Origin of the sequence: Streptomyces sp. NPDC015345, from assembly GCF_043078805.1 — a bacterium.
Classification (GTDB): domain Bacteria; phylum Actinomycetota; class Actinomycetes; order Streptomycetales; family Streptomycetaceae; genus Streptomyces.
Genome location: NZ_JBIBTX010000005.1, coordinates 228,200 through 240,979, shown reverse-complemented (window position 1 = coordinate 240,979; position 12,780 = coordinate 228,200). Strand labels below are relative to the sequence as shown.

General features: G+C 72.1%; 11 protein-coding genes. 7 read left to right on the top strand and 4 right to left on the bottom strand.

Annotated features, from left to right (window positions below; all coding sequences use genetic code 11):
- The first annotated feature begins 90 nt into the window (after positions 1-90).
- The 4 genes from ACF062_RS22370 (at position 91) to ACF062_RS22355 (ending at position 4,559) form a co-directional block, all read left to right on the top strand.
- A complete protein-coding gene (locus tag ACF062_RS22370) occupies positions 91-1,377 on the top strand; it encodes an aspartate kinase (RefSeq protein WP_223775861.1) in 1,287 nt (428 codons plus the stop codon).
- The gene (locus ACF062_RS22365) at positions 1,374-2,432 is read left to right on the top strand and encodes an aspartate-semialdehyde dehydrogenase (protein ID WP_392140600.1); all 1,059 of its coding nucleotides are present in this window, start codon (positions 1,374-1,376) and stop codon (positions 2,430-2,432) included. The genes ACF062_RS22370 and ACF062_RS22365 overlap by 4 nt, the downstream gene beginning before the upstream one ends.
- Positions 2,433-2,850: 418 nt before the next feature.
- The gene (locus tag ACF062_RS22360; RefSeq protein ID WP_392140598.1) at positions 2,851-3,426 is read left to right on the top strand and encodes a SigE family RNA polymerase sigma factor; all 576 of its coding nucleotides are present in this window, start codon (positions 2,851-2,853) and stop codon (positions 3,424-3,426) included.
- Complete coding sequence (locus ACF062_RS22355; protein ID WP_392140596.1) at positions 3,423-4,559, top strand: hypothetical protein; 1,137 nt, start codon at positions 3,423-3,425, stop codon at positions 4,557-4,559. Before ACF062_RS22360 ends, ACF062_RS22355 begins: the two co-directional genes overlap by 4 nt.
- Before the next feature lie 185 nt (positions 4,560-4,744).
- On the opposite strand, the gene ACF062_RS22350 is transcribed toward ACF062_RS22355, so the two are convergent.
- Complete coding sequence (locus ACF062_RS22350) at positions 4,745-5,554, bottom strand: SURF1 family protein (protein ID WP_392140594.1); 810 nt, start codon at positions 5,552-5,554, stop codon at positions 4,745-4,747.
- A 196-nt stretch (positions 5,555-5,750) separates the two neighbouring features.
- On the bottom strand, positions 5,751-7,580 hold the full coding sequence (locus ACF062_RS22345; RefSeq protein WP_392140592.1) for a prolyl oligopeptidase family serine peptidase: 1,830 nt from the start codon (positions 7,578-7,580) through the stop codon (positions 5,751-5,753).
- Between the two features lie 73 nt (positions 7,581-7,653).
- On the opposite strand from ACF062_RS22345, the gene ACF062_RS22340 reads away from it, so the two are divergent.
- Positions 7,654-8,538 carry a class I SAM-dependent methyltransferase gene (locus tag ACF062_RS22340; RefSeq protein WP_392140591.1) on the top strand — a complete coding sequence of 295 codons (885 nt, stop codon included), beginning with the start codon at positions 7,654-7,656 and terminating at the stop codon, positions 8,536-8,538.
- A 31-nt stretch (positions 8,539-8,569) separates the two neighbouring features.
- Here ACF062_RS22340 and ACF062_RS22335 read toward each other — a convergent pair whose 3' ends face one another.
- Positions 8,570-9,103 carry a hypothetical protein gene (locus ACF062_RS22335; RefSeq protein ID WP_392140589.1) on the bottom strand — a complete coding sequence of 178 codons (534 nt, stop codon included), beginning with the start codon at positions 9,101-9,103 and terminating at the stop codon, positions 8,570-8,572.
- Positions 9,104-9,778: 675 nt separating this feature from the next.
- Between ACF062_RS22335 and ACF062_RS22330 the strand changes: the two genes are divergently transcribed.
- Positions 9,779-10,009 (top strand): chaplin, encoded by a 231-nt coding sequence (locus ACF062_RS22330; RefSeq protein ID WP_392141195.1) that lies wholly within the window; start codon positions 9,779-9,781, stop codon positions 10,007-10,009.
- 118 nt (positions 10,010-10,127) lie between these two features.
- Entirely contained in the window at positions 10,128-10,889 is a 762-nt protein-coding gene (locus ACF062_RS22325; RefSeq protein WP_392140587.1) for a chaplin family protein, read from the top strand.
- 537 nt (positions 10,890-11,426) lie between these two features.
- On the opposite strand, the gene ACF062_RS22320 is transcribed toward ACF062_RS22325, so the two are convergent.
- The gene (locus ACF062_RS22320) at positions 11,427-12,746 is read right to left on the bottom strand and encodes an ATP-grasp domain-containing protein (protein WP_392141193.1); all 1,320 of its coding nucleotides are present in this window, start codon (positions 12,744-12,746) and stop codon (positions 11,427-11,429) included.
- Positions 12,747-12,780 lie beyond the last annotated feature (34 nt).

Genomic DNA, 12,780 nt, shown 5'->3' with positions numbered 1-12,780 from the left:
GGACATCTCACGATGTGATATCTGCGAGGCGAATTTCGGTCGCTCGTTAAACTGAGCCGACCGCACAACGGAATTGAGCGAGGAGCGCACGTGGGCCTTGTCGTGCAGAAGTACGGAGGCTCCTCCGTAGCCGATGCCGAGGGCATCAAGCGGGTCGCCAAGAGAATCGTCGACGCCAAGAAGAACGGCCATCAGGTCGTTGTCGTGGTGTCGGCGATGGGCGACACGACGGATGAGTTGATCGATCTTGCCGGGCAGGTATCCCCGATCCCTGCCGGGCGTGAATTCGACATGCTGCTGACCGCGGGTGAGCGGATCTCCATGGCGCTGCTCGCCATGGCGATCAAGAACCTGGGCCACGAGGCGCAGTCGTTCACGGGCAGCCAGGCAGGCGTCATCACCGACTCCGTCCACAACAAGGCGCGGATCATCGATGTCACCCCGGGGCGCATCAGGACCTCGATCGACGAGGGCAACATCGCCATCGTCGCCGGGTTCCAGGGCGTCAGCCAGGAGGGCAAGAACATCACCACCCTGGGCCGAGGCGGGTCGGACACGACCGCCGTCGCCCTCGCCGCCGCCCTCGACGCCGAGGTCTGCGAGATCTACACGGACGTGGACGGTGTCTTCACCGCCGACCCGCGTGTGGTCAAGAAGGCGCGGAAGATCGACTGGATCTCGTTCGAGGACATGCTGGAGCTCGCCAGCTCCGGGTCCAAGGTGCTGCTCCACCGCTGTGTGGAGTACGCACGCCGTTACAACATCCCGATCCACGTGCGCTCGTCCTTCAGCGGGCTCCAGGGCACGTGGGTGAGCAGCAGCAACGACGCACACTCCGAGCAAGGGGACCGCAAGGTGGAGCAGGCCATCATCTCCGGTGTCGCGCACGACACCTCCGAGGCCAAGATCACGGTCGTCGGCGTGCCGGACAAGCCGGGCGAGGCCGCCGCCATCTTCCGCGCGATCGCGGACGCCGAGGTCAACATCGACATGGTCGTGCAGAACGTGTCGGCCGCCTCGACGGGCCTGACCGACATCTCCTTCACCCTGCCCAAGGCCGAGGGCCGCAAGGCCATCGACGCCCTGGAGAAGACCCGCTCGGCCATCGGCTTCGACTCCCTGCGCTACGACGACCAGATCGCCAAGATCTCGCTCGTCGGGGCCGGGATGAAGACCAACCCGGGTGTCACCGCGACCTTCTTCGAGGCGCTCAGCGACGCGGGCGTCAACATCGAGCTCATCTCGACCTCCGAGATCCGCATCTCGGTCGTCACGCGCGCCGATGACGTGAACGAGGCCGTGCGCGCCGTCCACACCGCCTTCGGCCTGGACTCCGACACGGACGAGGCCGTGGTCTATGGAGGCACCGGCCGATGAGCCGTAAGCCGACGCTCGCGGTCGTCGGAGCGACCGGGGCCGTCGGCACGGTCATGCTCCAGATCCTGTCGCAGCACGCCGACATCTGGGGCGAGATCCGACTCGTCGCCTCACCGCGCTCGGCCGGCCGCAAGCTGGCCGTGCGCGGTGAGCAGGTCGAGGTCCTGGCCCTGTCCGAGGACGTCTTCGACGGGGTCGACGTCGCCATGTTCGACGTGCCCGACGAGGTGGCCGCGCAGTGGGCGCCGCTCGCCGCGTCCAAGGGCGTCGTCGTGGTCGACAACTCCGCGGCCTTCCGGCTCGACCCGGACGTGCCGCTCGTCGTGCCCGAGGTCAATCCGCACGCCGCGCGCGTGCGGCCGCGCGGCATCGTCGCCAACCCGAACTGCACGACCCTGTCGATGATCGTGGCCGTCGGCGCGCTGCACGCCGAGTTCGGGCTGCGCGAGCTGATCGTCTCCTCGTACCAGGCCGTGAGCGGGGCCGGGCGGGACGGCGTGGAGACGCTGCGGCGCCAGCTGAAGCTCGTGACCGGCACCGAGCTCGGCACCAGCCCGGGGGACGTGCGCAGGGCCGTCGGCGACGACACGGGGCCCTTCCCGGAGCCCGTGGCGCTGAACGTGGTGCCGTGGGCCGGGTCGCTGCGCGAGGACGGCTGGTCCTCCGAGGAGATGAAGGTCCGGGACGAGTCGCGCAAGATCCTCGGGCTGCCGAACCTGCGCGTCGCCGCCACCTGCGTACGCGTCCCCGTCATCACGACGCACTCCCTGACCGTCCACGCCCGCTTCGAGGACGAGGTCACGGTCGATCGCGCGCGCGAGATCCTCGCCACCGCGCCGGGGGTCGTGCTGTTCGACAACCCGGCCGCCGGGGAGTTCCCGACGCCCGCGGACGTGGTCGGCACCGATCCGACCTGGGTGGGCCGGGTGCGGCGCGCGCTGGACGACCCGACCGCCCTCGAACTCTTCGTGTGCGGGGACAACCTGCGCAAGGGAGCCGCCCTGAACACCGCGCAGATCGCGGAACTGGTGGCCGGGGAGTTCACGGCGGGCTGAGGCCCGGCAGCGGTAGGCCGCCCCAGGGCCGGGGCCGCTGTGAGGTCTGTGTAAGTTCTGTGTCCAACTCGGGGGCCCAGGGCGCTTGAACTGGATCCTCTCCGCGTTCGATGATTTCGCGCCCGATCACTGCAACCGGCAGCGGGGCGGGGGGCGTCTTTAGCGGGCGCCCTTCGGGGTGGCCTGAGCGCCGCAATAAATGGGGCATAGGGGAAGAGCTGGTACGCATGGGGGCATTTGATGCATCGTCACAAGCGGTGCCCGCGCGACTCGCCGCAAACGCGATGCCGGACGCGTACAACCCTGACGGGGGGAAGCGTGTCCAACAGGCGTGGCAGAGGTACTCGACTTCACAGCGGTACAGGCGAGAGGCGCGACAGCGCTGCGTCCCCCTCGTCGTACCCGCGCGACCGGCGGTATGCCGGTGATCGCGCCCATGCCCGCAGCGCGGCCCGCCGCCATCCCGGCGCAGCGTGAGGGCGCTGACGACACGATGACCGCGGGCACCACAGTCGACCATCTCACCGAGACCTACCGCGCCCACTACCGGTCGCTGCTCGGCCTCGCCGCGCTGCTCCTGGACGACACGGCCTCCTGCGAGGACGTCGTGCAGGAGGCGTTCATCCGGGTCCACTCGGCGCGCAAGCGCGTGCGGGAGCCGGAGAAGACGCTCGCCTATCTGCGCCAGACCGTCGTGAACCTCTCGCGGTCCGCCCTGCGGCGGCGCATCCTCGGGCTCAAGCTGCTCTCCAAGCCGATGCCCGACATGGCGAGCGCCGAGGAGGGGGCCTACGACCTCCTTGAGCGCGACGAACTGATCAAGGCGATGCGGGGCCTTCAGCGGCGCCAGCGCGAGGTTCTCGTGCTGCGCTACTTCGCCGACATGACCGAGGCGCAGGTCGCCGAGACCCTGGGCATATCCCTGGGCTCGGTCAAGGCGTACGGCTCGCGCGGCATCGCGGCCCTCAGGGTCGCCATGGAGGCGCCGGCATGAGCGAGCGCGAGCGTGACGAGCAGGGCGGATCTGAGCAGCATGGCGGGAACGGAAACGTGAATCACGGCCCCGAAGACGGATCCGGCGGGCTTCGCCCCGCGGGCGGCACCGGGCCGGCGGACGGACCCGGACCCGACGAACCCGATCCGGGCGGACTCGGCTCGGACGAGCTCGCGCTGCGGCGGATGATGCGGGAGGCCGTGCGGGAGATCGAGCCGAGCGAGCGCTCCCTCGACCATCTGCGGCACGCGGTCCCCGCCCGCAGGGCACGCAAGCGCCAGGCCGTCGTCGGCCTCGCCGCGGCGGCGCTCTTCATCGGCACCGCGGTCCCGGCACTGGTGCACGTCACCAACTCCCGGGGCGGCTCGGACGACCGGCCCTCCATCGCGGGCAACAGCCAGGACGCGCAGGGCGGCTCCAGTCAGGGCAAGGACCCCGAGAAGGGCCGGCAGGACGCCGGCAAGAAGCCCGGCAAGTCCAAGGAGAAGGACAAGAAGGGCAAGAAGGACAAGAGGGAAGGCAAGGGCAAGGGCGGCACGGGCGGCGGCGGTACAGGATCGCCCGACCCCGACACGTCCGAGGCCGCCACCTCGCCCGTCTGCGCCGCGGCCCAGCTCGGCGCCACCGGCAGCGCGGGCCCCGCGGAGGCCGACAGCAAGGTCTACGGCAGCTTCCGCGTCACCAACATCTCCGGCAGCAGCTGCACCGTCCAGGCCGCGGGCGCCGTCAGCACGACGCCGCAGGGCGCGGCGGACCCCGCGAAGATCGCCGTCGCCACCCATGTGGCCGGTGACGGCGCGACGGCTCTGCCCGACCCCTCCCTCGAGGCGGCCACGATCGTCCTCCAGCCCGGCGCGGCGTACGAGGTGCGCTTCGCCTGGGTGCCGTCCGAGGCGTGCCCGACGACCGGCGGCGAGCCCACGCCCGATCCGACGCCCAGCGGAGGCGGCACTACGCCGGAGGGCGGCTCGGAGGGCATGGAGGCCCAGCTGGGACGGACGGACGGCGCGGTCGCCGACGGCAGCGTCGTGGTCACCCTGACCGCGGAGGCGGGCTCGCCCTCGGCGGGGGCGACGGTCCCCAACGCGTGCGCGGGCACGGTCTACCGGACCGGGATCCTGCCCGCTTCCTGAGGCCGGCCCGCTAGGGCCTGTCTGACACTTCCCGCCTGCCTCGCGACGCCATGCACGCACTCTCGCCGCACCGGGCGCAGAGCCAAGTACATCCAGTACGAGGCCCTACGCCCGGCACGCCGAGAGCACGCACCTGACGCCGCGAGGCCGCCCTCCGGGCGACGACGCGAATTGTCAGACAGGCCCTAGGGCTTCGGGGCGGCTTCCGGCGCGGCGTGAGCCGCGTCGGGCAGCAGGCCGAGGCGCGCGTCGCGGGCGACCTCCGCCTCGCGCCGGAAGAGGCGGAACCACATGAAGACGACGAAGCCGGCGAAGACGAACCACTCGCCGGTGTAGCCGAGGTTCTGGAAGGCCTTCAGGTCCAGGCCGGTGTTGCTCGGCGCGGCCGCCGGGACCGTCTTCATCCCCGGGTCGGCCTCGATGAGCGTGACCCACGCGTCGTACACGTCGTCGCGTACGACATTGACCAGCGACGCCGAGCTGATCGCGCCCAGCTGGCCCCGGGGCAGGCCGCCGGCGGCGCTGACCCCGTTGGACCCCGGGCTCTCGGAGGCCTGGAGCGCGCCCGTCACCGTGACCTCGCCCTTGGGGGCGGCCGGGGCCTTGGCGGCGCTCGCGTCACCGGGGAGCCAGCCGCGGACCACGGGGAGCGACTTGCCCTCGTCCGTGCGCAGCAGGGTCAGGACGTAGAAGCCGCGCTTGTCGTCCAACTCCCGGTCCGGCACGAGCAGTTGCCTGCCGTACCGGCCGGTGGCCGTGGCCTGCTCGCCCGAGGTGTCCTGATCGACGGGCAGCAGCGCGTCGAGGGGCCTGGCCTCGGCCCGCCGGCCGTCCGTGCTCCGCTCGTGGGCCTGGGCCTTGGCGGACTCGTGGTCCTGCACGCGGTCCTCGAAGCGGCCGAGCTGCCAGGAACCCATGAAGATGCAGACGGGGACGGCCAGCACGACGAAGACGTTGATCCCCCACCAGCGGGGCGTCAGCAGAAACCGGTACACACCCCCACGGTACGGGGCCCCCGCGGGGGGCTGAGCCGTGGGGTAGGGCCCCTGCGGGGGGTGGCCGCCTGCCGGGCCGACGGCCCCGTGGCTTCGCGCCGCGGATTCCGCCGCTCTGCGGCGACTCACCCCCCCCGCCCGCCCGATGCCCGGCGGTATGAGGCCGGCCCGCGGGCGGGTGGGGCGAAGCGGCGGTTCAGGACGTCCGCTGCTCCGGAAGGTGCCGTGCCGCGAAGTCCAGCTCCAGGGACACCTGCTTGATCCGTTCGTCCACGACCAGTGAACCGTGGCCCGCGTCGTACCGGTACACCTCGTGCACCGCGCCCCGCTCGGCCAGCCGGTTCACGTAGTTGTCGACCTGGCGGATCGGGCAGCGGGGGTCGTTGACGCCCGCCGAGATGTACACCGGGGCCTTGACCCGGTCCACGTACGTCAGGGGGGACGAGGCGGCGAAGCGCTCCGGGACCTCCTCCGGCGTGCCGCCGAGCAGCGTGCGGTCCATGGCCTTGAGGGCCTCCATCTCGTCGTGGTACGCCGTCACGTAATCCGCGACGGGCACCGCGGCCAGGCCCACCGCCCACGCCTCGGGCTGGGTGCCGAGGCCGAGGAGCGTGAGATAGCCGCCCCAGGAGCCGCCCGCGAGGACGAGACGGTCGGGGTCGGCGAGACCCGACGTCACCGCCCACTCCCGCACCGCCGCGATGTCCTCCAGCTCTATGAGGCCCACGCGGTGCTTCAGGGCGTCCGTCCACTCGCGGCCGTACCCCGTCGAGCCGCGGTAGTTGACCCGCACCACCGCGTACCCGTGGTCGACCCAGGCCGCCGGGCCCGCCGCGAAGGAGTCGCTGTCGTGCCACGTGGGCCCGCCGTGCACCTCGAAGACGGTGGGGAGGGGCCCGGAAGCCCCCGCGGGCCGCTGGACGAGGGCGTGGACGCGGCCCCCGGGCCCCTCGACCCACACGTCCTCCACCGGGACGGACCTCGGCGCCTTCATGCCGGGCGGATCGAGGACGACGCCGCCCGACGTCGACCGCACGACCGGCGGCTCGGCGGCCGACGACCACATGTACTCCACGGTGCCGTCCGGGCGGGCGGTCGCGCCCGACACCGAGCCCGCGGGCGTCTCGATGCGCTCCAGCTCCCGTGAGGCGAGGTCGTAGCGGAACAGCTCGCCCCGCGCCTCGAAGCCGTGCGCGACGAGCAGCGCGGAACCGTCCGGATACCACTCGGCGCTCACATCACCCGGCAGGCCGAGGTCGAGGTCGCTCTCCTCGCCCGACGCGACGTCCCACACCATCGGCTCCCAGCGACCGCGCCGCTGGTGCCCGACCAGCAGGCGCGTGTCCCCGGCGACCGGCGCGAAGCCGAGCACCTCGAGCCCCAGCTCGACCGAGCCGCCCTTGGTGTCGTCCAGCTCGGCGACCGTGGAACCGTCCGGCCTGATCACGCGGAGCGCGGAGTGCATCGCGTCGCCGTGCTCCGTGTGCTCCACGGCGATCAGCGTGCCGTCGTGCGAGAGGTCTCCCACGCCCGCGGACTCACGGTGGCGGTACACCTCGACGGGGTCCGCGGCGGCGGCTGGTACGACATGGATCGTCGTGCCATCCTCGTCCGTGGAACGGCCGACGACCACCGGCCCGCCGTCCCTGCCGAGTGCCAGGCCCGCGGGGTACGAGGCGTCCAGACCCGGCACGGCCGGCTCGTCCGGGCCGCCGGCGAAGGGCTGGCGCATCCACACGCCGAACTCGTCGCCGTCCTTGTCGTTGAACCACCAGATCCACTCGCCGTCGGGGGACAGGACGCCGTCCGTCGTGCCGTTCGCCCTGTCGGTCACCTGGCGCTGGGAGCCGGTCTCCCTGTCCCAGGCGTACAGCTCGTACGTCCCCGTCGCGTTCGACACGAACAGGGAACGCCCCGGCGCGTCCTCGGCCCAGTCCGGCAGCGACACCCGTGGCGCCCTGAACCGCTTCTCCCAGTCCGGCATGGACCTTGACCCCGTGGCCTTCTCGGCACCCGTCTCGCTCATGCCCCCAATAGTGCCTGGCCCCGCCCACAATTCGCTGGCGAGGTTCCCCAGCCTGTGGATAACTTTTCCGGTCATGTACTCCCCGATGCCCGCCGACTGGCGCGAGACCAACCGCAGGCGCTGGGACGAACGCGTCCCGCTGCACCTCGCGAGCGACTTCTACGACGTGGACGGCTTCCGTGCCGGCAAGAGCGCCCTGCGCGACTTCGAGCGCGCCGAGGTGGGCGACGTACACGGCAAGTCCCTGCTGCACCTCCAGTGCCACATCGGCATGGACACGCTCTCCTGGGCCCGGCACGGCGCGTCCCGCGTCGTCGGGCTCGACTTCTCCGAGCGCGCCGTCGAAGCGGCCCGTGAGCTCGCCGCCGAAGAGGGCCTCGGCCCCGAGCGGGCCACCTTCGTCGCCGCCGACGTGTACGACGCCGTGGCGGCGGTGCCCGACACCTCGTACGACATCGTCTACACCGGAGTGGGCGCGCTCTGCTGGCTCCCCGACATCCGGCGCTGGGCCGAGACCGCGGCCTCGCTCGTCGCGCCCGGCGGCTTCCTCTACCTCGCCGAGTTCCACCCGCTCACCGACATCCTCGACGACGCGACGGGCTCCCGTGTCGAGCACGACTACTTCGCGCGCGACGCCTGGATCGAGGACGACCCGGCCGGTTACACGGACCTGGACGCCGGTTACCCGGACAAGGACGCGGGGGCCGCGGGGGACGCGGCCACGGGCACGGCCCCGCCCACCGTCCACAACCGCAGCGTCGAGTGGCAGCACCCCCTCGGTGACGTCGTCTCCGCGCTCGCCGCGGCGGGGCTGCGCGTCGAGTTCCTGCGGGAGCACGACACGACGCTCTTCGCCCGCTTCAGGGCGCTCGAAGGCCGCGACGGCGTCTACCGGTTCCCGGCCGACCGTCCGCGCATTCCGCTCATGTACTCCCTCAAGGCGAGCAAGGCCGGTTAGCCGTCCCCCGGCCGGGGCTCACGGCCGGGGCTCACGGCAGCGGCGAAGGCGGCCGCAGCCAGCCCTCGCGGCCGGGGTCGAACTCGCCGAGCTTCGCCCAGTCCCAGGCCCGCAGCACCTCCCGCCCCTGGTCGTCGTCCCGCTTGATGACGGCGACGACGGCATCGGCGGTGTGCCGGGTCAGCAGCAGCGTCCGCAGGCGGGTGGCGACGCCCGCCCTGCGCCGGGCGGGCGCCACCATCAGCTCGCTCACCAGGAACACCCGCCCCGAAGCGGTCTGCTCCTCGATGCCCGCGGGCAGGATGCCGCGGAACCCCTCCCACCACTCGCCGGTGGGCGCCGCGCGGTAGCCGTAGAAGCAGCCGACCAGGCCCCCGGAGTCGGCGACGACCATGTCGAAGTCGGGCTGCTGCACGTCGTGTTCGAAGCGCCGCAGGAACCCCTGCCGGTCTCGGTACTCGGCGCCGGCCATCCCCCGATAGGCCTCGACATAGAGGTTGGCGACGGACTCGCGCTGCTGCTCCGCCTGCCAACGGCTCAGTCGCCGCAAGAACACCTCGGTCATGTACGCCTCCCGCCCCGCCCCGAAGGGGAACGACTCCCCCTGCACCCCGGACTCCGCATGGTGACAGTACGGAAGGGGCCAGCGGAACGGGGCGTCGGGGACCAACATCCCGACTCCCACGGCACGCCGGGCCCCTGCGGGGATTACCGAGGTCGGCCTATGGCGCTGTTTCATCCACGGCACCGAAAGGAACAAAGGGGGAGAAGCCCTCACGCTCAATGACGCTCCCTCTCTCAATGAGTCGAATGAGGAATTATGGCTGACCGTCCAGGCCCCTGGAAGCGGCAAGGTGTCATCCCGACGAGCAGACGGCCTCCGGAATCCCGCACCGATTACCGCTCCGATTTCCGTACTGATTACGGTACGGATCACCGATCCGATTTCCGTGCTGATCCGCTCTATCGGTCCCTGCTCCGGAGCTGGTGCGAGCAGGGCAGGACGGTGCCCGGCCGGCCCGACCCCGAGTGGAACAGCCTGATCGGGCGCGACCCCTGGCCCCGTGGCTGACGAATCCACGTGGCATTCGGGTGAACCTTCCCGGTGCGTCAACGGCTCGGTTTCCTCTCTCCCCTTCACTCGTTAAGCAGAGCTCAGGTCACGGTGCGGGAAAGGAACTCCCCGCCCGGCCGCAGCCGCCGGTTAGGCGTGACCCGTAAGAAGGGAAAAGCTGTGAAGCTGAAGAAGAGCGTGACGATCGTCGCCGGAGCCGTCGCGGCCCTCGGGATGGGTGGCACTTCGGCGGTCGCCGACGCCGGGGCACAGGGCAAGGCCATCGACTCGCCGGGCATCGTCGCCGGCAACGTCATCCAGGTCCCGGTGCACGTTCCGGTGAATGCCTGCGGCAACAGCGTCAACGTCGTCGGGCTCTTCAACCCGACCATGGGCAACAAGTGCGTCAACGACTGACGTAGGTCCCGGCTGTTCCAGTCGCGTCCTGGCCGCCCCCTGCGGCACCCGGCCGTGGGGCCGGCTCCCCATCGCACAGAGAAAGACCACGCAATTGCGACAGGCTCTCAGTAAAGGAATGCTCTCCGCCGCGGCTGCCACGAGCATCCTGTCCCTGTCCGGCACCGCCGCGTTCGCGGACGCCGAGGCGGACGGTAAGGCGCTGGGCTCGTCCGGCATTCTGTCGGGCAACAACGTGCAGGCACCCGTCCACGTCCCGGTGAACGCCTGCGGCAACACGGTGAACGGCGTCGGCGTCGCCAACCCGGCCATGGGCAACAAGTGCGCCAATGTTTCCAAGCCGCCGCCCGCGAAGCACCATTCCCACCCTTCGCACGGAGACCAGGGCGAACATCGCTCCTCCTCCTCCGGCGGCGCGTCCGCGCACGGCGTGACGGCCAAGTCGTCCGGCATTCTGTCGGGCAACAACGTCCAGGCGCCCGTCCACGTCCCGGTGAACGCCTGCGGCAACACCGCGGGTGTCGTGTCCGTCGCCAACCCGGCCATGGGCAACCGCTGCGCCAACAAGTCCTCGCGGCACGACGACGGCCCGCCGCCCGAGGCCGGTAAGCCGCACCCGAAGCCGGAGCCGCGGCCCCGGACCGAGCCCGGCCCCAAGAAGCCCTCCAAGGTGGTGCCGCCGCGGGAGTCGAAGGACGAGCCGCGGACGCCCCGGCCCGACCGTCCGGAGCAGGCGGCCGCCCCCGAGGGCGTGCTGGCCGCGACGGGCACGGACGAGGCGCTCCTGGGCGCGGCCGCCGCGAGTGCCGCGCTGCTGCTCGGCGGGGCGATCCTCTACCGGCGCCGCGGACTCGCGACGTCGGCGTCGGCCCGGCGCTAGGCCGGCCGTCGGCGGGTGGAGCCGCCGCCCGCGCCACGCACAAGAGCCCCGCTGCCTGCCAGGCAGCGGGGCTCTCCCATGCGTTGAACCCTTACGGAGTACGGGAGTACGGGAGCTGAGGGGGGCCGGGAGCTGAGGGGGCCGGGGAGGCTGCCGCCGACGGGGAAGTCTGGACGCTGTCGCTTCCCCGTCGGCGCGGGAGGTGGGGCGGTCGGCCCGTCGGGGAATGTCGCTCACCCACGGCATGGCTGCCGACGGCTGGCGGTGAAGCGACCCGGCCCGTCCCATGAAGCGCTTTCAGTGCACCACCTGACGGGCCGCGCGGTGCGCGGGCTTCACCCGTTCGCCCGCCACGTCACTCAGAAGAGCGGCCGGGCCCTGGTGGCCCGGCTTCCGTGGACCATCGCATGCACGGAAGCCGGGCCGGGTGCCGTCTCCGCGTCACCTGAGGCGACAGTAGGGGCCCCTGACCGCGCGGGGACGTGCCACGCCTGGAGGCGGCCGTGGTTCCACCCGATCAGCACGGCACGGCGCGGATCACGCGTCGGTGACGGCGCGCTCCCGGGTCGACTGGCCGGGCACGACGGCGGGGGCGTTGCCGCCCGGTCCTCTCCCGCGGGAGAGGACCGCGAGCGCCCTGCGCACGAGGCGGCCCGCGCCGTCCCGCAGGCGCCGCGTCACATGGCGCAGCCACAGGCGGCGCATGGCCGCTCCGGGGGCGGGGTCGTCGCCCGCGTACCAGGCGAGTTCGCCGGGCGGTGCCGCCACTGACCCGCCCGGCCAGGGCCGGGGCCAGGGCAAGGAGCGCAGCGCGGTGAGCGGGGCGTAGTTCTCCACCACGAAGGTGCGGCCCTCAAGGGGGTGCGGGGCGGGCAGGGGCCGGTGCGTGAGGTCCAGGTGCAGCGCGCGCACCACGTCCGTGCCCGCGCCGTCGGCGAAGAGGCGGAACTGGGCGCCGGGGCGCGGGTTGAAGTCGATGAGGTGGAACACCCCGGTCGCGGTGTCCCTGCGGAAGTCCAGGTCGAATACGCCCTGATAGCCCAGAGAGGCGATCAACTGCTGGGTGGACGAACACAGTTCGGCGTTGTGGGTCCACTCCCCGCTGACCGTCAGGCCCGCCGAGCGCGGCCATGAGCGGTGCTTGCGGCCGGTGCCGCCGCCGCGTACGACGCCGCCCCGGCCGGCGTATCCGTGGACGAACCAGTCCGCGTCCCGGGCACCGGGCACGAAGGCCTGGAGCAGCAGGCGGCTGCCGGCCTCGGCCCCGCGCTCGAACAAGGCCGCCGCCTCGTGCGGGGAGCCGATCAGGGTGGTACTGCGCAGCCCCGCGTCCTGGGGGAGCAGCCAGGGGCGGCTCCACTTCGCCACGGTGGGGATCCCGAGCCGGGCCACGGCGCCCACGGCGTCGGCGGCGGACTCCGGCGCCAGTGTCGTCGGATGCGCAACGCCGGCCCGCGCGCACACCTGCGCCAGGCTCTCCTTGTCGGCGACGCGCTCGGCGGTGTCGCCGGTCGGGCGGGGCAGCAGATAGCGGTCGCTCAGCTCGGCGTGCAGAGCGCTGATCGCGAGGGCGCCGGCGTCGTCCAGGGGGATCAGCACGGCGGGCGCCGTGAAGTGGCGTGTGACCCGGCGCAGCGTGGCGGCCACCTCGGCGAGCGGGGCGCCCGGCGCGGGCGGCCGATGCATCCGGTGCAGATGCCGGGAGTGGCGTACGGGGCTCTCGTGGTCGTCGGCCACCAGGTGCACCTGCACTCCCGCGCGCCCCAGGGAGCGTACGGCGCCCAGCGTCCCGTGATGGAAGGGATTGCGGTCCATTCTCAGGAGGACCGCGGGAATTCTTGTGTCCAGGGGAGTCACATTCGACCTCGCTGCTCGATCGTCCATACGGGCG